This is a genomic window from Streptomyces sp. 5-10, assembly GCF_014712245.1.
Classification (GTDB): Bacteria; Actinomycetota; Actinomycetes; order Streptomycetales; family Streptomycetaceae; genus Streptomyces; species Streptomyces violaceusniger.
In genome coordinates this window covers 33,782-54,379 of sequence record NZ_JACVYG010000066.1, presented here as the reverse complement: position 1 = coordinate 54,379, position 20,598 = coordinate 33,782, and the positions used below count along the sequence as shown (strand labels likewise).

16 protein-coding genes and 1 pseudogene are annotated in these 20,598 nt (G+C 70.7%); 11 read left to right on the top strand and 6 right to left on the bottom strand.

The genetic code is table 11. The features are described from left to right. Positions 1-182: 182 nt before the first annotated feature. Positions 183-731, bottom strand: coding sequence for a dihydrofolate reductase family protein (locus IEJ02_RS42105; RefSeq protein ID WP_191069606.1), 549 nt, complete (start codon positions 729-731; stop codon positions 183-185). A gap of 236 nt (positions 732-967) precedes the next feature. On the opposite strand from IEJ02_RS42105, the gene IEJ02_RS42100 reads away from it, so the two are divergent. Both IEJ02_RS42100 and IEJ02_RS42095 read left to right on the top strand, forming a co-directional pair. After that, entirely contained in the window at positions 968-1,975 is a 1,008-nt protein-coding gene (locus IEJ02_RS42100) for a hypothetical protein (protein ID WP_191069605.1), read from the top strand. Positions 1,976-2,070: 95 nt separating this feature from the next. Then, positions 2,071-3,621, top strand: coding sequence for a CoA transferase (locus IEJ02_RS42095; protein ID WP_191069604.1), 1,551 nt, complete (start codon positions 2,071-2,073; stop codon positions 3,619-3,621). 97 nt (positions 3,622-3,718) lie between these two features. Here IEJ02_RS42095 and IEJ02_RS42090 read toward each other — a convergent pair whose 3' ends face one another. Both IEJ02_RS42090 and IEJ02_RS42085 read right to left on the bottom strand, forming a co-directional pair. Beyond that, positions 3,719-3,868 carry a hypothetical protein gene (locus tag IEJ02_RS42090; RefSeq protein WP_191069603.1) on the bottom strand — a complete coding sequence of 50 codons (150 nt, stop codon included), beginning with the start codon at positions 3,866-3,868 and terminating at the stop codon, positions 3,719-3,721. 127 nt (positions 3,869-3,995) lie between these two features. Further along, positions 3,996-4,391 (bottom strand): hypothetical protein, encoded by a 396-nt coding sequence (locus tag IEJ02_RS42085; RefSeq protein WP_191069602.1) that lies wholly within the window; start codon positions 4,389-4,391, stop codon positions 3,996-3,998. Between the two features lie 429 nt (positions 4,392-4,820). Between IEJ02_RS42085 and IEJ02_RS42080 the strand changes: the two genes are divergently transcribed. After that, positions 4,821-7,652 (top strand): non-ribosomal peptide synthetase, encoded by a 2,832-nt coding sequence (locus IEJ02_RS42080; protein WP_223865342.1) that lies wholly within the window; start codon positions 4,821-4,823, stop codon positions 7,650-7,652. A gap of 11 nt (positions 7,653-7,663) precedes the next feature. Beyond that, complete coding sequence (locus IEJ02_RS42075; protein ID WP_191069600.1) at positions 7,664-8,608, top strand: NAD-dependent epimerase/dehydratase family protein; 945 nt, start codon at positions 7,664-7,666, stop codon at positions 8,606-8,608. Positions 8,609-8,656: 48 nt separating this feature from the next. Here IEJ02_RS42075 and IEJ02_RS42070 read toward each other — a convergent pair whose 3' ends face one another. The 3 genes from IEJ02_RS42070 to IEJ02_RS42060 are packed head-to-tail and all read right to left on the bottom strand — an operon-like array spanning position 8,657 to position 12,287. Then, entirely contained in the window at positions 8,657-9,904 is a 1,248-nt protein-coding gene (locus IEJ02_RS42070) for an acyltransferase family protein (protein WP_191069599.1), read from the bottom strand. Then, on the bottom strand, positions 9,901-11,310 hold the full coding sequence (locus IEJ02_RS42065) for a polysialyltransferase family glycosyltransferase (protein ID WP_191069598.1): 1,410 nt from the start codon (positions 11,308-11,310) through the stop codon (positions 9,901-9,903). The genes IEJ02_RS42070 and IEJ02_RS42065 overlap by 4 nt, the downstream gene beginning before the upstream one ends. Continuing rightward, positions 11,310-12,287, bottom strand: a complete 978-nt coding sequence (locus IEJ02_RS42060; RefSeq protein WP_191069597.1) for a glycosyltransferase family 2 protein — start codon at positions 12,285-12,287, stop codon at positions 11,310-11,312. Before IEJ02_RS42060 ends, IEJ02_RS42065 begins: the two co-directional genes overlap by 1 nt. A 187-nt stretch (positions 12,288-12,474) precedes the next feature. Between IEJ02_RS42060 and IEJ02_RS42055 the strand changes: the two genes are divergently transcribed. From IEJ02_RS42055 to IEJ02_RS42025, 7 genes and pseudogenes are all read left to right on the top strand, one after another. Further along, positions 12,475-13,836 carry a DUF6716 putative glycosyltransferase gene (locus IEJ02_RS42055; RefSeq protein ID WP_370467218.1) on the top strand — a complete coding sequence of 454 codons (1,362 nt, stop codon included), beginning with the start codon at positions 12,475-12,477 and terminating at the stop codon, positions 13,834-13,836. A 194-nt stretch (positions 13,837-14,030) separates the two neighbouring features. Beyond that, positions 14,031-15,230: an acylneuraminate cytidylyltransferase gene (locus IEJ02_RS42050; protein WP_191069596.1), complete on the top strand. Its 1,200-nt coding sequence runs from the start codon at positions 14,031-14,033 to the stop codon at positions 15,228-15,230. Continuing rightward, entirely contained in the window at positions 15,231-16,169 is a 939-nt protein-coding gene (locus IEJ02_RS42045) for an N-acetylneuraminate synthase family protein (protein ID WP_191069595.1), read from the top strand. A 116-nt stretch (positions 16,170-16,285) separates the two neighbouring features. Next, positions 16,286-17,497 (top strand): hypothetical protein, encoded by a 1,212-nt coding sequence (locus tag IEJ02_RS42040; RefSeq protein ID WP_191069594.1) that lies wholly within the window; start codon positions 16,286-16,288, stop codon positions 17,495-17,497. A 253-nt stretch (positions 17,498-17,750) separates the two neighbouring features. After that, positions 17,751-18,971: an amidohydrolase gene (locus IEJ02_RS42035; RefSeq protein WP_191069611.1), complete on the top strand. Its 1,221-nt coding sequence runs from the start codon at positions 17,751-17,753 to the stop codon at positions 18,969-18,971. Positions 18,972-19,066: 95 nt separating this feature from the next. Next, a pseudogene (locus tag IEJ02_RS42030) lies at positions 19,067-19,201 on the top strand (transcriptional regulator); the annotation flags it as partial. Between the two features lie 110 nt (positions 19,202-19,311). Further along, a complete protein-coding gene (locus IEJ02_RS42025; protein WP_191069593.1) occupies positions 19,312-20,508 on the top strand; it encodes a helix-turn-helix domain-containing protein in 1,197 nt (398 codons plus the stop codon). The last annotated feature ends 90 nt before the right edge of the window (positions 20,509-20,598 follow it).

The window sequence follows — 20,598 nt, the reverse complement described above, 5'->3', positions numbered from 1 at the left end:
CCGCCCGCGCCCGCGCCGCCCGCGCCCGCGCTGAGCGCGTCGGGCGAAGTCCGCTCTGGTTCGGCAGCGCCCAGAAGGGGCGCGGGGCTGTGTCGATGTGCGGCTCCGCCGCGCGGGCGCGAACCAGCCACGACGGCGCCGCAGACGGCCGACGACGCATCGCGGCGCTTCCAGCGGAGCGCTTAGCCTCTCGGTTCGTACCGCATCGCCACTGCCCCCGAGCCGAGCTCCACTCGGCTCACGAGCTTCAAGTCGACATGCTTCGACAGTCCGGCGAACAACGTCGGCCCGTGGCCCGCGAGCTTGGGGTGAACCATGAACTCGTACTCATCGATCAATCGCAGCTCCGTCAACGCCAGCGCGAGCTTCACGCCTCCTACGAACAGGCCCTTGCCCGGCTCCCGCTTGAGCTGTTGAACGGCCTCGGCCAGATCCCCGCGCACGAGTTCCGCGTTCCAGTCGACCCGCTCCAGGGTGCTCGACACGACGTACTTCTTCGCCGCGTTGATCGTCTGGGCGAAGGGTTCCATCCACTCAGGTCTCGCTCCGGTCGGCGCCGGCGGCCGCCACGCCTCCTCCATCATTTCGTACGTCACCCGGCCGAAGAGAAGCGCATCGGCCTGGGCGAGATTCCCGGCGTGGTGACGATGCATCTCTTCGTCCGGGGCGATGACGCGGTGATCGCAACACCCGTCCAAGGTGACGTTGATGGAGTACCGAAGAGGCCGCATCGCGCAAGAGTACCGCCGAGGGGTAGAGGTCAACGGGTTGTTGTGGGCGGCGGACGGTGTTTCGAATGCCGGGATCGCTCGTCGCTGTTCGACGAGACACCACTAGGGGGATCCCTAATGGTGGCGTCCGGCCTTATGGCAGGTCTGGACCAGTCGTGGCACCCTACCGGCGACAAAGCGTCAGACAACGTTGTCCGACGCTCTCGGGCACCTCCAACGGACTTGGAGTCGACCGCATGAGACGTGTCGCCACCTTATTCAGCGCCCTCACCCTCGCCACCCTCAGCTGGACCGCCGGAACCGCCGCCCACGCCGCCACCCCCGCCCCGTCCCACCCTGCTCAGGGAACCTCCGCGCAGGGAACCTCCGTCTCCACCGAGGAGCAGCGCGCCGCCGTCCGCTTCTGGACGGCGGAACGGCTGCGCACCGCAAGGGACGTCACCACCCTGCCCGCCGCTCGCACCGCGAAGCTCGCGGCGCCCGCGCCCACCACGGGGGAGCGGATGACCGTGCCCCCGCTCCCGGGTCCCGCCGCCCCCGTCTCCGCGACCTCGCCCCGGGCCACGTCCCCCACCGCCTGGACCGGCGGCGGCCTGATCAGCACCACGGCGGGCAAGGTCTTCTTCCAGAACGCCTCCGGCGGCACCTTCGCCTGCTCCGCCACCGTCGCCAACAGCGACAACAAGTCCGTCGTGCTCACCGCCGGCCACTGCACCGTGGACGCGGCCACCGGCACCGGCTACCGCAACTGGGTCTTCATCCCGGGCTACAACAATGGCAACCGCCCCTACGGCACCTTCCCCGCCCGCCGCCTCTTCTGGGAAGGCCAGTACGTCTCCACCAGGGGCAACGCCAACTGGGACTACGCCTTCGCCGTGATGAACACGCTGAACGGCCGCACCCTGGCCGACACCGTGGGCGCCCAGGGCATCGCCTTCAACTCGCAGACCGGCCGCCACGTCCACTCCTTCGGCTACGGAGGCTCCGCCGCCGAGGGCAACGGCGAGCGGCTGAACCACTGCGAGGGCAATGAGTTCGCCGACGCGGGCCGCCCCGGCTCCACGATGTGGGGCATCGACTGCGTCCAGACCGGAGGGTCGAGCGGCGGCGGCTTCCTCGCCGACTTCTCCGGCGGCGCGGGCTATCTGATCGGCAACATCAGCGTCAGCGCGGGCACGAACGAATACCACCCGACGCTGGGCAACGAGGCCCTTGACCTCTACCGCCGGGCGGGCGCCGAGTAGGCCCGCCACCCACCTCGCACGGCCCGTCCCCTCCGTCCCCGACCAGGAGGAGGGGGCGGGGCTCGACGTCATGCGCCTCGGCGCACAATGAGCGCATGACGAGGAGCGATGTATCACCTGGGGACACGCGGGACGCGGCCACCGCCCATGCGTGGGCCGCCCTCGGCGGCGACCCCGCGCTGCTGGAGCGGGTGACGTACCGCTCGGTGAGCGGCGGACTGCCCGCCCGGCTGCCCGTGGCCGAGCTGGCCCGCGCCACCGTGGGCGCGTGCTCGCTGGCCGCCGCCGAACTGGGCGCGCGGCGCTCCGGCGGGGCCGTTCCGGCGGTACGGGTCGACGAGGGCGCCGTCGCCACCGCGTTCGTCAGCGAACGGCACCTGCGGATCGACGGCCGGAAGCCCACCAACTTCGCCCCGCTGTCCGGCTTCTGGCGTGCGGCCGACGGATGGGTCCGTACGCACGCCAACTACCCGCACCACCGCGCCCGGCTGCTCACCGCCCTCGGCCTGCCCGGCGACAGCGGGCCGGACGAACTCGCGGCGGCGCTCGCGGCCCGCCCCGCGCGCGCGATCCAGGAGACCGTCTACGCGGCGGGCGGTCTGGCCGTGGCCGTGGCGGAGCCCGGCGAGAGCGAGATCCCGCTGGCCGCGCTGCCGTTGATCGAGTCACGGCACGTCGGCGAGGGCGAGCTGCCCGCGAACGGGGCGCTGCCCGGGGATGCCGAATTGCCCGCCGGCGCGGGGCCCGCGAGTGAAAGGGTGCCCGGGGGTGGCGGGTTGCCCGTGAGCGCAGGGTCCGCGAACGGCGGGGTGCCCGCGAACGGCGGGGTGCCCGCGAGCGGTGGGTTGCTCACAGGCACCGTGCTGCCCGCGAGCGGCGTGCGCGTGCTTGATCTGACCCGGGTCATCGCCGGGCCGGTGGCCACCCGCACCCTGGCGCTGCTTGGCGCCGACGTGCTGCGCATCGACTCCGCCCGGCTGTCCGAGGACCCGGACGCCCACGCCGACACCGGCTTCGGGAAGCGCTCGGCCGCGCTCGACCTCGCCGCGCTCGAGGACCGCCGGACCTTCGAGGCGCTGCTCGCGGACGCCGATGTGGTGTTCACCGGCTACCGCCCCGGTGCGCTCGACCGCTTCGGACTCGCCCCGGACGCCGTGCTGGAGCGCCACCCCGGGCTGGTCGTGGCCCAGCTCTGCGCATGGGGCTGGTCCGGGCCCTGGGCCGGGCGGCGCGGTTTCGACAGCCTGGTCCAGGCGGCCACCGGCATCGCCGCGATTGAGGCGCAGGGCGATGGCGACGGCCGCCCGGGTGTGCTGCCCGCCCAGGCGCTCGACCACGGCACCGGCTATCTGCTGGCGGCAGCCGTACTACGGGCGCTGACCGAGCGCCTGGAGACCGGCGGCGGACACCATCTGCGGCTCTCCCTCGCGGGCACCGCGTCCTGGCTGATCCACGGCATCGCCCCCGCCGCCCTGGCGGACGGCCCCGCCCATGACCCGGCGCCGTGGCTGACCGAGACCGCCTCCGACCTGGGCACGCTGCACCACGCCCGCTCACCGGTCGCTTCCCCGGACGGCTCCCCGGACCCACTCGACTGGTCCCGTCCCCCCGGCCGTCTGGGCGCCGACGCCCCGCGCTGGCTCTGACGGTCCGGTCCGTCTTCCCGGACGAGCGGCGGCGGGACACCGGAATATGTCGCACTCCGCGCGTGCTCGGCCCTGACAAGGCTGACGCGCGGAGGAGTCACATGAAGTCGCGAACGGCTCGCTGGAGATGTTCCGGGAAATTGCTGCCTTTATCGGTGACCACGGTGTCACTACCGTGATCGATTCCGTCTACCTCGTCGAGCAGCTCCAGGAGGCATTGCGCCACCTTGAACTCGGCAAGAAACATGCGGGGAGTATGGCCGCGTTTCGGCTCGCTCGTCAGGTTTTCCCCGTCGGCGGGCCCGGGGTGTCGATCCGAATTCCCGGGTCCCGCCGACGCCGCAGCCGGTTTCCCCGCCACGCCTGGGGAGAGCTCAGCCGCCGAGGGCCTCGGTGGCTGCCCCGACGACCGGAGACAGGGTGTCGTCCAGCATCTTCCCGTGGACCTTGAGGTTTCCGGAGGGGTCGGTGAGCATGCTGGTCACCTCCCACGACGGGTCACTCAGGTGGTACATCTCCACGTGCTGCCACAGCGCGCCCACCGACTCGCCCACGGGGCTGGTGAGGCTGGACTCGGGCGCCGGCGCGTGGCTTGCCTCCGCGCTCGTCTCCGTTGCCGCGGAAGCCGTCCCGGTCCCGGCGATGCCCATGACCGCCACAGCGGCCACCAGTGTCCCGGCAAAGCCGACCCACCGCCGGCGCCCGGCCGGGCCCGATGCGGTGTCAGAGCCCTGAACCGCTTCTGCGTTCTTGCGGCGGTAAGCACTCATAAAATTGCCCCTTCCGTGCAGCGCGTCAACAGCCTGACGCTTCTGGATTGCGAGAGAATCCCAGCACGCTGTCAACTCGAGTGGGTTTCCCGGTCGTTGCGGCGAAAAGAAGGATGACTCACCGTCAAATTCCTTACGAATGCGGCCGATTTAACGCTCAAGTGACTCACGAGAAAAGGCGTGGCAACCGGCGGGACGTCTGATCCACATGCGGCGCTGCAATTCCCTCATCGCCCACCGGTAACGCTTTCGATCCAGGAATCCCGACAAAGCGCCGAGGAAACCGACAAAGCGCCGAGGAAACCGACGAAGCAGACTTCGCGGTTTTTGCCGCCGCTCAGTGCCTGCCCATCCTGGGGTGCATCAGCCCGGCTCGCCCCGCCCGGTGCAGGCTTTCCCGTGATGTCCCGTGTACTCAGGAAAGGGACGATGATGACGATTCAGGCATCCGCGATTCAGGCATCCGCGCCTTCTGCCACCCTGGCGGCTCCCCGGTCCCAGGAGGACGCCCCGCACCTGGCTGACCTGCTCCTCCAGGCTGCCGAGCACTATCCAGGCAACGGACTGCGGTACTGCCTGACGGACGATGTGGGGGAGAGTCGGCTCCAACCGTATCCCGAACTGCTGGACGAGGCTCGCCGGATCCTGGCGGGACTGCGCGCCCGTGGCGCGGAAGCCGGCCGCAAGATCGTACTGCTGCTGGAGCGGCCGGACGACTTCCTGCCCGCCTTCTGGGCCTGTCTGCTCGGTGGCATGACCGCCTGCCCCCTCGTTCCCCTACGCAACGACCACGAGAGGTGGAGCGCCCAACTCGCACACGTCAACACCCTGCTCGACGGGCCGCTGGTGGTCACCACGGCGCGGTTGTGTGACGAAATGCCCGAGGTCCCGGGCCTGGAGGCGGCGGTCCTCAAGGACCTCACCGCTCATGCGGGCGATATCGCGCCCGGGGACGTGACCCTCTTCGAGGCCCGTCCCACGGATGTCGCCCTGCTGGTCCTCACCTCGGGGTCCACGGGCAACTCCAAGGCGGTGATGCTCACCCATGCCAACCTGCTGGCCTCCATGGCGGCCAAAGCCGAAACGCAGGGCCTCACCTCGTCGGACATCACGCTCAACTGGATCTCGTACGATCACGTCGCGGCCCTGCTGGAGGCGCATCTGCTGCCGTTGTCGGTCGGTGCGACCCAGGTGCAGACCACGCCGGACACGATTCTCGGTGACCCGGTGCGCTTCCTTCAGCTCATCGACGCGCACCGCGTCACGATGACCTTCACGCCCAACTTCCTGCTCGGCTTGATCAACCAGGCCCTGGCGCAGCTGCCCGGCGAGTTGTCCCTGGACCTGTCCAGTCTGCGGCACATCGTCTCCGGCGGCGAGGCCAACCTCGTGACCACCGGCGTGACCTTCCTGCACAATCTCGCCCCGTACGGACTCGACCGCGGCGTGCTGTGGCCGGCGTTCGGCATGACGGAGACCTGCGCCGGCAGCATCTACAACCGTGACTTCCCCGACCAGGACCTCGACGCGGAGTTCGCGGCGGTCGGCCGCCCGGTGCCGGGACTCACCATCCGGATAGCCGCCGAGGACGGCGGGGACCGGACGCCGGCCGACGGCGAGGTCGGCGAGGTCGAGCTGAACGGGCCGATGGTCACCGGCGGATACTTCAACAACGCGCAGGCCAGCGAGGACGCCTTCACCGCCGACGGCTGGTTCCGCACGGGCGACCTGGGCCGCCTCGTCGACGGCAGGCTCACCCTCGTCGGGCGCAGCAAGGACAGCGTCATCGTCAACGGCGTGAACTACTTCAGCCACGAGCTGGAGTCGTGCCTGGAGGATCTCGACGGGGTACGGACGTCGTACGTCGCGGCCTTCCCGACCCGACCCGAGGGGAGCGACACCGAGCAGTTGGTGGTGGCTTTCGCGACCACCCTCGACGGGGACGACGAGGCCGGTCTGCACCGCCTGCTCATCGCGGTACGCAACAGCATCGTCATGACCTGGGGGTTCCGCCCGGCGCTGCTGCTGCCGCTGCCCGCGGACGCCTTCCCCAAGACCAGCCTGGGAAAGATCCAGCGTTCACTCATGCGAAAGCGCCTGGAGGCCGGCGACTATGCCGCGCACCGGGCGGCCGTCGACGACCTGGTCACCCGCCACCTCGGTGGATACGTCGCTCCCGAGGGCGAGATCGAGCGGGCCCTGGCCGGGATCTACGCGGAGCTGTTCGACATGGCGCCCGAGACGGTGAGCGCCACGGCCGGCTTCTTCGACCTGGGCGGCACATCGCTGGACATCCTGCGGATGAAGCGGCTGGCGGGCAGTCGGCTCGGCGCCGTGGACCTGCCGGTCCTCGCCATCCTCACCGCGCCGAGCGTCCGGGAGCTGGCCAAGCGGCTCGCGGTGGGCGAGGACGCCGGTCCGGCCGTGTACGACCCGATCGTGCCTCTGCAGACCAGTGGCGACAGGACGCCGCTCTTCTGCGTCCACCCGGGCGTCGGTGAGGTTCTCGTCTTCGTCAACCTGGCCAAGTACTTCGTACACGAGCGCCCGTTCTACGCGTTGCGGGCGCGCGGCTTCAACCCCGGCGAGAGGCCCTTCGAGTCCTTCGACGAGATGGCCCGTACGTACGCCGCCGCCATCCGCGAGAAGCAGCCGCACGGCCCGTACGCGCTGGCAGGGTACTCCTTCGGCTCAGCGGTGGCCTTCGAGATCGCCAAGATCCTGGAGGCCGAGGGCGAGCGGGTGGACTTCCTCGGCAGCTTCAACCTCCCGCCGCACATCAAGTACCGCATGGACGAACTCGACTACATCGAGACCGCCGTCAACCTGGCGATGTTCCTGGAGCTGGTCTCCAAGCAACAGGCCGCCGAGCTGCCTGCCCTGCTGCGTCCGCTCACCAAGGACGAGCAGCTCAAGCGCCTGATCGAGATCGCCCCGCCGGAGCGGCTGAGCGAACTGGACCTGGATCTGGCCCGGTTCACGGCCTGGGCCGACCTCGCCGACGGCCTGACCGGACTCGGCCGCACATACCACCCGAGTGGGACCGTGCGCTCGATGAGCGTCTTCTACGCCATCCCGCTGCGGGGGACCAAGGAGGACTGGCTCACCAACGAGCTGCGCCGCTGGGACGAGCACACCCGAGAAGCGAATCGCTACCTCGACGTGCCCGGCGAGCACTACACGCTGATGGGTCCCCAGCACGTCCCCACCTTCCAGACCATCCTCCGGTCCGAGCTCGACCGGGCCCTCCACGGCAAGTGAACCCAGGAGACATGGCTGTGACGCGTGGTAAGAAGATCCTGATCACCGGTGGCACGGGGCAGGCGGCCCGCCCGGTCGCCGAGGCCCTCGCCGCCGACAACGAGGTCTGGTGCCTCGGCCGCTTCACCACTCCCGGCGTCGAGAACGAGCTTCGCGCCCAGGGCATCACGACGTATCGCTGGGACATGGGCGAGGACACCCTGGACGCGCTGCCCGACGACTTCACCCACGTCATGCACTCCGCGGTGCACCGAGGCCACGACGGCGACTTCGACACCGCCATCGAGATCAACTCGGTCGCCGTAGGACGGCTCATGGCGCACTGCCGCACGGCTGAGGCCTTCCTGCACGTGTCGACCGGTGCCTTTTACAAGCGCCAGACGCTCGACCACCAGTACAAGGAGACCGACCCACTGGATGGCGTGGCCGAATGGCTGCCGGCCTACCCCGTCTGCAAGATCGCGGCGGAGGGTGCCGCCCGCGCGTACGCCCGTACGCTCGGCGTGCCCACCACCATCGCGCGCCTCAACATCTCGTACGGCCCCGCCTCCTACGGCGGCGTGCCCGTCATGTACTTCAAGAAGATGCTCGCCGGCGAGCCCATCCCGATCCCGCTGGAAGGCCAGAACTGGGCATCGCTGATCCACACCGATGACCTCGTGCACCAGGTCCCGCTGCTGTGGGGCATCGCGAGCGCGCCCGCGACGGTCGTCAACTGGGGCGGTGACGAGCCGGTCGGGATGACCGACTGCGCCGAGTACATGTCCGCGATCACGGGTGTCGAGGCAAAGCTCGAGAGGACCGCCGTCACCCGTGAGACGTATGCCTTCGACAGCACCAAGCGGCGGTCGCTGATCGGCGACTGCACCGTCGAATGGCACGACGGCATCCGCCGCACGCTGCGCGCCCACTTCCCCGACATCCCCCTGAAGGATCCGAAGGGGGTCTCCGCGTGAACGATTCCCGCGCTGCGGCAGGACGGCGGACGCCGCGGCGACGCGTTTTCAGCGCACGCGAGCCGCCGAGAGGGACCGTTTCAGCACCGGCGTGAGGCGCTGTTCCACGAAGCGGTAGAGGAGCCAGGCGAGGCCCAGCATCACCAGCACGGTCAGGGCGAACGTCCCGTAGGAGGGGATGCCCAGCTTCTGGTGGAGCACCCAGACGACCACCCAGCCCAGATGCTCATGGACCAGGTAGAACGGGTAGGTCAGGGCGCCCGCCACGGTGAGCCAGCGCCAGTCGGCCCAGTTCAGCTTGCCGAGCGCGATCAGCGTCACCGCCACATAGCCGAAGGCGACGACGGCGATGATGCCGGTGGCCGACCGGTAGGAGAAGGCGTCGACGTTGGCCGGGTGCCACAGCTCGCGGATCGCGTAGTGCTGGCCGATCAGGAAGCTGATCCCGATGATGCCCCAGGCCAGGGCGTCATGGCCGAAGCGGTGGAGCAGATAGATGCCCATGCCTCCGATGAAGTACGAGGAGTACTCCGGCATCAGGACCACGTCCAGCAGCGGCAGGTCCGACGCCTCGGCGAACGCCGACCCCAGCGTCCAGACGGCGCAGAAGAGCACCACGCGGTGCCGGGTCGCGCCCGGGAGCACCACGAACAGCGCGAAGAGGGCGTAGAAGCGCAGCTCCGCCCACAGCGTCCAGCACACGCCCAGCACCCGGTCCACCCCGAGTGGCTGCTGGAGCATGGTGAGGTTGACCAGCGCGTCGCTGGGCGACACCGCCTTGTAGGCGACCCAGGGCAGTGCGAAGACGCCGGTCACCAGGATGATCGCGACCCAGTAGGCGGGGTAGAGGCGGGAGACGCGGGAGGCGAAGAACGAGCGCAGCGGCCGTCCCCATCCGCTCATGCAGATGACGAAGCCGCTGATGACGAAGAAGATCTGGACGCCCAGACAGCCATAGGCGAAGTAGCTGGAGAGGGTGGGGAACTGGGCGCGGGGCGAGGAGCCCCACGCCTGGGTTATCTCGCCGTCGCGGCCGCCGTAGTGGTACGCGGCCACCATGAGCGCGGCGAGCAGACGCAGCCCGTCCAGCGCCCGCAGCCGCACCGGATGGCCACCGCCGCGCGCCGCCGCCTTGGCGGTGCGCTCGGCGGATCGCTCCAGGTCGGCGGATCGCTCCAGGGACAGGTCGGGGGCGCGCGGCGGCGTCGGCGTGGGAGCCGTCGCCGCCGCGTTGGATATCGGCCCGGTGTCGGCGTTGGATATCGGCCCGGTGTCGGGGGCGGGCGGCGCGCTCATCCGGTGACCGTCCGCTTGAGGGCGGCCCGCTTCAGGGCCCGGGCCCGGCGTGCCACCTTGCGCACCGTCTCATTGCGCGGGATGAACGCCAGCTGCGAGGGCACCGCCCCGGGCAGGGCGAGCGCGGTCAGCCGGCGCTTCTTGAAGTAGCGCCAGGTGTTGTTGTCCAGGTGGGCGGCCAGATAGCGCTCGGCCGCCGGCCGCAGATCCGGGTAAATCTTGGCCTGCATGCAGAAGCCGACCGCGGTGACCAGCCCGGTGAGCCGCTTGCCCGCCCGCTCGTCCACCGGCTGGGCGGCGGCCACCGCCTTGTGGTCCTCGAGGTCGGGCAGCAGCGCGTCTACGATCGTCACCGGCATCCGGTTGCTGTTCTGGTACGGGGTGAGCCGCTCCAGCAGCGTGTCGGTGCCGATCCGGGCCACCGGCAGCCCGTAGAAGACGTCGGCGGTGAGCAGCGCGGTGGAGAAGCAGCCGATGACCAGGGCCGGGCTCATCCGCTGGTACAGCACCTCGGCGAGGACCGGGGTGTCCATGACGGTCAGCTCCGCGCCCAGCTCCGCGGCCTTCTTCTCCAGCATCCGCGACCAGCGGGCCGGGGCGGTGGGGTGCGGCTTGAAGACGACGGTGCGGTGGCCCAGCGCCACGGCGCCGCGCAGCATCCGCAGATGCAGCTCTTCCTCCTCCTGCGGGGAGAGGATGTCCAGCGCGGACAGGTACTGGCCGAGCAACAGCGCCGGGCCGTTCCCGACCGCGATCCGCTCGCTGGCGGAGGCGACACCGCGCGGGGCGGCGTCGGCGACCTCGGTGAGCACCTTGGTGAACACCTCGGTCGGCAGGATCTCCGGCTCGACGCCGAACTCGGTCAGCAGCAGCGGCCGCAGCCCGGGCACCAGGTCGAGGTGGAGCAGCCGGCGGATGCGGGTGCCGATCAGCGGGTCCAGCTTGTTGCGGGTCGGGCCGTAGCTCATCAGCCCGTCCGCGTAGACGTCGATGGGCGCGCCCTGGAACACATTGGCGACCGCCATCGCCGGGTTGACCTGGATGGACTCCAGGATCAGCTCGACCTTGTCGTCGCCGAGGTTCCACAGCAGCCGCAGATGGCGCTCCCACAGCGGGGCGTCGTCGATGCGCGGGGCCCAGCCGCCGGGGTGGAACGGCGAGATCGTCTCGTTCCAGGACAGCACCCGGTCGAAGCGGCCGCGCAGCCGCTCGAAGCCGGGCATCTCGTCCACCCGCGGGGTGGTCTCGGGCGTCGCGGCGTTGTTGCTGATCAGCAGCAGCCGGCGGTCGGCCGGGCCGACGCTGCCCGCGTCGATCGCGGCCGCGAGGGTCGCCGCCCCGTAGAGGGTCGAGGCGAGGAAGATCTGGGTGCGCTTGCGCTCCGCCAGGGGCTTGTAGGCGGACATCAGGCCGCCACCTCCGCCCCCGCGGACCGGCGCTTGACTCGCCGCAGTCGTGCGGCGCGCTCGTAGTCCATGGAATCCAGTGCGTCCTTCAATACGTCCTGGGGCATGCGTTTCATCGCCGCCGCCGACATGGAACGGAGTTTGCGTGCCACTTGTGGTTCGAATCTCTCGATGTTGCCGAGGTGGTGGGAAATGATCGCGCAATAGGTGCGGACGGCCTTCGGCAGCAGGGTGTCGGCGTCGCGGTCCCGTGCGGTTTCCTCGATCACCTGGTCGAACGCGCGGATGAAGTCCAGCTGCCGCACATCGCCGATCTGGGTGAGCGAGGAGGAGACCCCGCGCCGGTAGAACACCCCGGCCAGGCCGAGGACGGCGAAGCTGCGGGCCTCGCGGTGCAGCCGCCAGATCCAGGGCCGGTCCTCGGCGGTGCGCAGCCCGTGGGTGAAGTGCAGCAACCCCTCGTCGACCAGGCGGCGGTGGTACATGCCCGCCCAGGCGTAGGGGTAGTCGACGGAGGTGGAGCGGTCGGCCGGGAGGATCACGTCCCGCGGGTTCATCACCTCATTGCGGCGGCCGTGCGGCACCCGGGTGATGGAGCGCGCCCGGGCGGTGCACTGGACATGGTCGGTACGGACGAAGTCGCACCCCAAGTCCTCGATCGCCGCGAGCAGTTGGGCGTAGTAGCCGGGGGCCAGCCAGTCGTCGCCGTCGAGGAAGGCGATGTACTCCCCCGTGGCGTTGTCCAGGCCGGTGTTCCGGGCGGTGGCCAGCCCACCGTTCTTCTCGTGCCGCACGTAGACGGCCCCCGGGAGGTCGCGTTCTGCCCGCTCCAGGATCTCCGGCGTCCCGTCGGTGGCACAGTCGTCGACGAGAATGAATTCGAAGTCCTCGCGCGCGTTCGCGCGCAGACTTCTGAGCGTGTCGGGGGCATAGGTCTGCACGTTGTAGAACGGCACGATGACGGAGAGCTTAACCACGCGGGTGACGCTAGGTCGCCGGTCGGCATTCGTCTTGACCTAGGGTGTACGTAAAGGTGAACGAAGAACGTCGGAACGGTTAACCCGCCGCTCCAGCCAGCCGATTCTCCAATCGTCGACGTTCTGTTAACCCTTTGTTGCTCTTGCGTTGGGCCGTGAATCGACAACGCTTCCTAGCGTCTGCGACGTGTCCTCACGTACCAAATCCCCTGTGCGAGTCGCCGTGCTCGCCGACTCCGACACCCGGTGGAAATGGGGCGCGCTCACCGCGCATCGCCTCGTACCGGACGGGTCGGGTTCTGCCTCGGAGCGCCGCCTCGACGGCTTCCTGCTGCGCGGCCGCGCCACGCCGACCGCCCGGCAGCTCACCGAGGTCGGGGTGCGCGCCGACGCGATGCGCGAGGTCACGGGCGTGGAATTCGTACGGGCGATGGACCGTGAGCGCTATGACGTGATCGTCCTCTCCCTGGTCGGCGGCGCCGTCCAGGCCATGCTGCACGGACTGCGCCACGCCTGGGAGGGCGCCGACCGCCGCCCCGTGGTCGTCACCGGCTACGTCGGTGTCGTCTACGAGAAGCTGGCCGACGGGCTGCTGCTGCGCCACGGCGCCGATGTGGTGCTGGCCAACTCCCGCCATGACGCCGAGCGCTTCCGTGACGTCTACCGGGGCGTCGGCGCCGACGCGGAGAGCGTCGTGGAGTGCGCGCTGCCCTTCCTCGGCGGCGACCGCTACGACGAGAAGGCGCGGCTGGGCCGGAAGTACCCCGGCGGCACGGTCGTCTTCGCCGTCCAGCCGTCCGTCCCGGACAACCGCGCCGACCGCACCTATCTGCTGCGCCGCGCGGTGGAGCACGCGCGCCGCCACCCGGACCGCGAGGTCGTGGTCAAGCTGCGCTCCAAGCCGGGCGAGCACACCACCCATATCGAGGAGCTTCCCTACCAGAAGCTGATCGCGAAGTTCGGCGACAACCCGCCCGCCAACTTCCGGCTCGCCTACGGCAACATGGGCGAGGTCCTGGACACCGCGGACCTGCTGGTCACGGTCAGCTCCACGGCCGCCCTGGAGTCGCTGCACCGCTCCATACCGACCGCTGTGCTCACCGACCTCGGGGTGCGGGAGACGCTCGGCAACCACCACTTCCTCGGCTCCGGCTGCCTGGCCTCCTGGGACCAGCTGGACGCCGGGCACCTGCCCGAGCCGGACGCCGAGTGGCTCAGCCGCCAGGGCGTGGCCGCCGACGGGCCGTACGAGACCTGGTTCGACGCCGCGCGGGAGCGGGTGGCCGAGCTGGCCGCCGCACCGGCCCTGCCGCCGCTCGCCCCCTTCTACACCCCCGTCACCGCACCCGGCTATCTGCCCGGCCGGCTCGCCCGGTACGGCTTCGAGCCGGACGGCTCACCACGCCCCGGGGCCTTGGCCGAGGACGAGGCGCAGGTCTCCGCGTTGCGGCGGGTGGTGCGCAACACGATGCGGGAAGCGGCCCGCGGCGCCTATCGCCACGGCGTCCAGCGCGTGGCTCCCGTCATCCGGCGGATGGGGGAGCTGTGAGCAGGGGGCACCGCCCAGCGGTAGCTGGGGGAGCACGCGCGGCCGCCGGGTCGCAGCCGACGACGATGCCCGCACCTCTGCGCCGCGCGGGCGGAGAAGCGAACAAAAAGACGGCAGTGAGCGGCGACCCGCGCGCGAACCAAGAGGAGGCCGGGACGGCCTCGATCACCTCCGCAACCCCTGAAGGAGCCGCCATGACCGCCTCGAGCCCGTGCGTGCTCGCCGTGATCCCCGCCCGTGGCGGGTCGAAGGGCGTCCCCGCGAAGAACCTCGCCGCCGTCGGCGGCGTGCCGCTGGTCGCTCGCGCGGTCATGGAGTGCCGGGCGAGCCGCCTGGTGACGGACGTGGTCGTCTCCACCGACGACACCGGCATCGCGGCCGCGGCGCGCGGTGCGGGCGCGGTGGTCATCCAGCGGCCCACCGACATCGCGGGCGACACCGCCACCAGCGAGGCCGCGGTCATCCACGCGATGGACGCGTACGAGGCGTCGCACGGCACCACCGTGGACGTGGTGCTCCTGGTCCAGTGCACCAGCCCCTTCATCATCAGCGAGGACATCGACGGGGTGGCCGCGGCGGTCGCCGAGAAGGGCGCCGACACCGCCCTGACCGTCGCCCCCTTCCACGGCTTCGTCTGGCGCGAGGGCGAGAACCCCGAGACGGACGGCGGCGACGGGGTCAACCACGACAAGTCGTACCGCCCGCGCCGCCAGGACCGCCCCCAGGACTTCCTGGAGACCGGCGCCGCCTACGCGATGGACGCGCGCGGCTTCCGCAAGGCCGGGCACCGCTTCTTCGGCCGCACCGACCTGGTGCGCACCGACCCCGCCCGGGTGCTGGAGATCGACGATCCGCACGATCTGGCCCGCGCCCGCGCGCTCGCCCCGCTGTTCGACGCCGAGCGGCCGGGCGCCCTCCCCACCCGCGACGACATCGACGCGGTGGTACTCGATTTCGACGGCACCCAGACCGACGACAGGGTGCTCGTCGACTCCGAAGGACGCGAACTCGTGGCCGTGCACCGCGGCGACGGGCTCGGGATCGCCGCCCTGCGCCGCGCTGAGCTGGCGCTGCTGATCCTGTCCACGGAAAAGAACCCGGTCGTCGCCGCACGGGCCCGCAAACTCCAGGTCCCCGTGCTCCACGGCATCGACCGAAAAGATCTCGCACTGAAGCAGTGGTGCGAGGAGCAGGGCATCGCGCCGGAGCGCGTGCTCTACGTCGGCAACGACGTCAACGACCTCCCGTGCTTCGGCCTCGTCGGCTGGCCCGTGGCGGTCGCAGGTGCGCACGACGTCGTGCGCGGCGCCGCACGTGCGGTCACCTCCACCCCCGGAGGTGACGGCGCGATCCGCGAGATCGCCTCGTGGATTCTCGGAAAGGAACTGTCTTAAGTGAGCTCCAACTCTCGCCTCCGCACCCTCGGTGACAAGATCGCCGGACCCGGCCACCCGGTCTACGTCACCGGTGAGATCGGCATCAACCACAACGGCGACCTGGAGAACGCGTTCAAGCTGATCGACGTCGCCGCCGAGGCCGGCTGTGACGCGGTCAAGTTCCAGAAGCGAACCCCGGAGATCTGCACCCCCCGCGACCAGTGGGACATCGAGCGTGACACCCCCTGGGGCCGGATGACCTACATCGACTACCGCCACCGCGTGGAGTTCGGCGAGGACGAGTACCGCGCCATCTCCGAGCACTGCGCCAAGCGCGGCATCGACTGGTTCGCCTCCCCGTGGGACACCGAGGCCGTCGCCTTCCTGGAGAAGTTCGACGTCCCGGCGCACAAGGTGGCCTCCGCCTCGCTGACCGACGACGAGCTGCTGCGCGCCCTGCGGGCGACCGGCCGCACGATCATCCTGTCGACGGGCATGTCCACCCCCAAGCAGATCCGCCACGCGGTGGAGGTGCTCGGCAGCGACAACGTCCTGCTGTGCCACGCCACCTCCACGTACCCGGCCAAGGCCGAGGAGCTCAACCTGCGCGTGATCAACACGCTGCAGGCCGAGTACCCCAACGTGCCGATCGGCTACTCCGGCCACGAGACCGGTCTGCAGACCACCCTGGCCGCCGTGGCGCTGGGCGCCGCGTTCGTCGAGCGCCACATCACCCTCGACCGCGCCATGTGGGGCTCGGACCAGGCCGCCTCGGTCGAGCCGCAGGGCCTGCAGCGCCTGGTGCGGGACATCCGCATCATCGAGGAGTCCCTCGGTGACGGCGTCAAGAAGGTCTACGAGAGCGAGCTCGGCCCGATGAAGAAGCTCCGCCGCGTCGCGGGCGTCGTCGCCGAGTCCGAGTCCGAGTCCGCCGACCGCGAGCCCGCCGCGGTCTGAGGCACTCTGCCGTGAATCCACCGGCCGGTGAGCCCGGCCCTCGCCCGGAAGCGGCGGGCACCCCTGACTCGTCGGGGGCTGCCCGCCGCTTCCGGGCCCTGCCTTTGGACGGTGCGATGGTCTCCGCTGCCCCCCTTGCTCCTCCTGCCACGCTCGCCTTCGTCGAGAGCCCGGTTCAGCTGCTGAACGTACTGGAGTGGGCGTACGCCGACGCCCAGCGCGCCGGGGGCCCCAAGGCCACGGCGCCCCAGGACCTCACCGTGGTGGTGCTCTCCCCGCACGATCCGATGACCCGCGGCCAGCTGCGCCGGATGGCCGAGCTGGCGCGGGACGAGGGCTTCACCGTGCGCTGGGAGGACGCGCGCGGCGGGGCCGGTGCGCCGATCAAGACCATCGGCGGACTGCGCGGACCGCTGCGCCGGGCCGGGCGGATCGTCATAGGCGATCCGTTCTCCCGCTATGTCCAGCTGCTGCTGACCCTCACCCGGGCCAAGGACCTGGTCGTGGTGGACGACGGCACGGCCACCATGGAGTTCATCTCCCAGCTGGCCAACGGCGAGCCCCTGGTGCGCTGGCACCGGCGCGGCAGCAAGGGGCCGCGCGACATGGTCTTCGCGCCGGTCTCCGCCACCGCGCGCCGCCGGCTCACCCCGGGCACCAAGCGCCGGGTCGAGGTCTTCAGCTCGATGCCGGTGGAGCCGCCCGCCGGGATCACCATCACCGCCAACGACTTCGCCTGGACCCGCGCCCGGTTCGGCCCGCCCCGGCTCACCGGGGGCACCGACCTGGTGGGCACGTCCCTGGTCGAGACGGGCGTGGTGGACCTGGAGCGCTATCTGGAGGCGGTCGGCTCGCTGGCCCGCGCCCACGGCGCCACCCGCTACTTCGCCCACCGCCGGGAGAGCGCCGAGAAGCTGCACCGGGTCTCGGCCGAGGTGGGTCTGGAGATCGTACGGCCCGATCTGCCGCTCGAGCTGATAGCCCGCCGCGGCCCCATCGGCCACACGATCGTGAGCTTCCCCTCGACCGTGGTGCACACCCTGCCGCTCGCGCTCGTGGGCACCGGCGTCCAGGTCGCGGTCTGCGATGTGGACCCCGCCTGGCTGACCAGTGACGCCTCCCCGCGCGCCCAGGGCTTCCTGTCCGGGGTCACCGGGACGGCGCGCGATGTGCGCCGACTGGGCTCGGGGCCGCGGGCGGGGTCGCCCCCGCCGAGGGACGCGGCCCCGCCCAGGGACTCGATCCCGCAGCGGGACGCCGCTCCGCAGCGGGACGCGGCCCCGCCGGTGAACCCGGGACCGCCCGCGGCACCGGTCGCGGCGTCCTGAGACCGGTCGGGTGGCGTCCTGAGACCGGTCGCGCGGCGCCCGCGAGGCATCTCAGGTTCTGAGCTCGTCGCCCGTACGGCCGTGTGGCACATCTCACCTCGCGGCCGACCGGGAAATGCACTGTTATACCCCCTGACTAGGGGGATCATGCAGCGGGACGGGTACTTTTGCGTACCCGAACAGATTGAATTTTTGTTGATCGACATTCGGCGGACCCACCTGGCGTTCTACGCTTCTTCAGGTGAAGCAATTGATGTCCCTCGATGCGACCGATGTCACACCCGCCGACGCGCCCGCGCTGCCCGGCACGCTCCCCGAGGAGCTGCGTGCCGAACTCATCGCCTTCCGGCGCGACTTGCACATGCACCCCGAGCTCGGCAACTGCGAGTTCCGCACCACCGCCGCGATCAAGGCGCGGCTGGAGCAGGCGGGACTCGAGCCGCGGGTGCTGCCCTCCGGCACCGGTCTCATCTGTGACATCGGCCCGCGCGATGGCGTAGCGCCCCTGCTGGCGCTGCGCGCGGACATCGACGGGCTGCCCATCCCCGACACCAAGACGGTCGACTACCGCTCGACCGTCGCCGACCGCGCCCACGCCTGCGGCCACGATGTGCACACCACGGTGGTGCTCGGCGCCGGTCTGGTCCTGGCCGAGCTGGCCCGCGAGGGGCGGCTGGCGCGTCCGGTGCGGCTGCTGTTCCAGCCCGCCGAGGAGGTGCTGCCCGGCGGCGCGGCCGACGCGATCGAGGCGGGCGTGCTGGACGGCGTCGGCCGGATCCTGGCGCTGCACTGTGACCCGAAGGTCGAGGTCGGCCGGATCGGGCTGCGGGTCGGGCCGATCACCTCGGCCTGCGACCGGCTGGAGGTCTCGCTGGACGGGCCGGGCGGCCACACCGCGCGCCCCCATCTGACCACCGACCTGGTGACCGCCGTCGCCAAGGTGATCACCGAGGTGCCCGCGCTGCTGGCCCGCCGGGTGGACGCCCGCTCGGGCCTGGCCGTCACCTGGGGCCGGGTGGAGTCGGGCCACGCCTGCAATGTGATCCCGCAGCACGCCGAGCTGTCGGCCACGGTCCGCTGCCTGGACCTGCCCGCCTGGCGGGAGGCGCCCGACCTGGTCCACGCCGCGGTGGACGAGATCGCCACCCTGCACCGCGCCAAGTCGGAGATCAACTACATCCGCGGGGTCCCGCCGGTGGTGAACGAGGCGAGCTCCACCGAGCTGCTGCGGGACGCGATGATCGCCCGCCGGGGCGCGGACGCGGTCGAGGGCACCGAGCAGTCCCTGGGTGGCGAGGACTTCTCCTGGTACCTGGAGCGGGTGCCCGGCGCGATGGCCCGCCTCGGCGTCCGCAAGGTCGGCGACACCACCCGGCGCGACCTCCACGCGGGCGACTTCGACGTGGACGAGGGCGCGATCGCGGTGGGCGTGGAGCTGTTCACGGCCGCGGTGCTGCTGGACCGGAACGCTTAAGCCCCGGCGGGGGCGTAAGCGTGGCGGGGGCGCGCCTGGCAGGGGCGCGCCGCCCGGCCACCCGGTCGTCGGCACCGTCTGGCGCGTCGGCGCCGGCCGCCAGGGTACGGATCAGCCAACCGTCCGAGATTGCCCTGTACGTGAAGGCGTTCGAGCAATTGCGCGGCATGGCCGTGTACGGGGCCGAGGCGCGGGCGTTGATCCTCAAGGCCATCGAGGCCCTGCACTGACCCGGGGCGCGGCGGGCCCTCGAATCCGCCAAACGGGGGACCGATCACCCGTACCGGCCGGGCCGACCGCGGGTACCGTTCTGAGTGTCGAGGTCAGAACGGAGTTCGGCATGCCACAGAGCATTGAAGAACACACCGGTGCACGCATCGCTCGTATCCGCCGCGAACGCGACCTGACCCAGCAAGGTCTGGCCATGCGCGCCAACGTCTCGAAGTCCCTGCTGTCCAAGGTCGAGTGCGGGCAGCGGCCCGCCTCGCCATCACTCGTCGCGGCCTGCGCACGCGCGCTCAGCGTGACCACCTCGGACCTCCTCGGCCAGCCCTACACCCGGGAGCTTCGGCGCGAGCGGCTCGACGAGGTGATACAGCCCATCCGAGTCAGCATGGAGAACTGGGACATCCCCCTCGATTGGCAGGTGCCGACCCGCCCGGTCGCGCTTATCCGTGCCGATATGGAGAGGGTGTTGGCGCAGCGGCGGCAGGCCGAGTACCTGCCGATGGCCGTCGACCTCCCAGCGCTCATCGACGAATGCGTGCAGGCCATACACACCACCAGCGGCGAAGAGCAGCGGCAGGCACACGAATGCCTGGCATGGGCGTTCCGGTGCGTCTTCACGCTGGCCTGGTCCTTCGGATACGTGGATCTGGCCGCCGTTGCCCTGCAACGCCTGGACTGGGCGGCACCTCGCGCCGACGAACCGGGCCTTGCCGCCATGTACGGCTACCTGCGTGCCCAGACCACCCTCTCCTCCAGCCGGTACGACCTGGGCATGCGCATCGTGGACGGCACGCTCCGGGATCTGGAAGGGCAGGATGCGCGGAGTAGGGACGGTCTGGCCGCGATGGCTGGTGTCCTTCAGCTGCGGGCGGCTGTGATCGCCGGCCGAATGAAGGATCCCCACCAAGTGGAGGCCCGCGTCGCCGAGGCCCGCGAACTGGCGGAACGGACCGGCGAGACCGCCGCCTACGGCGTGGGGTGGGGGCCGACGAATGTCGGCGTCCACGCCGTCGCGATCGCCTGCGACCTGGAGGAGTACGACCAGGCTGTCCAACTGGCGGACGACGTGCGGTTCCCCAAGCGCTGGGACCGGTCCCGGGCGGGGCATCACTGGCTGGACCTGAGCAGGGCCAACGTTTGGACTGGGGATTCGGCGCAGGCACTCGGCTGCCTGCAGAGGGCACGCCGGACAGCGCCGCAGCAGACGCGGTATCACCCCACCACCCGCGAGGCGGTCATCGCCCTGCGGTCGCGTGAGCGGTCGCGCAGCAGCGAGCTTGCCGAATTCGCGAACTGGATCGGCCTGTAGCACGGGCAGTTGCTGTCGAGTTGCACAGTTCAGTGCAACTCGACGCTCTGTCAGGTCGACACGATGTGACGGTAAGGACACAGAACGTGC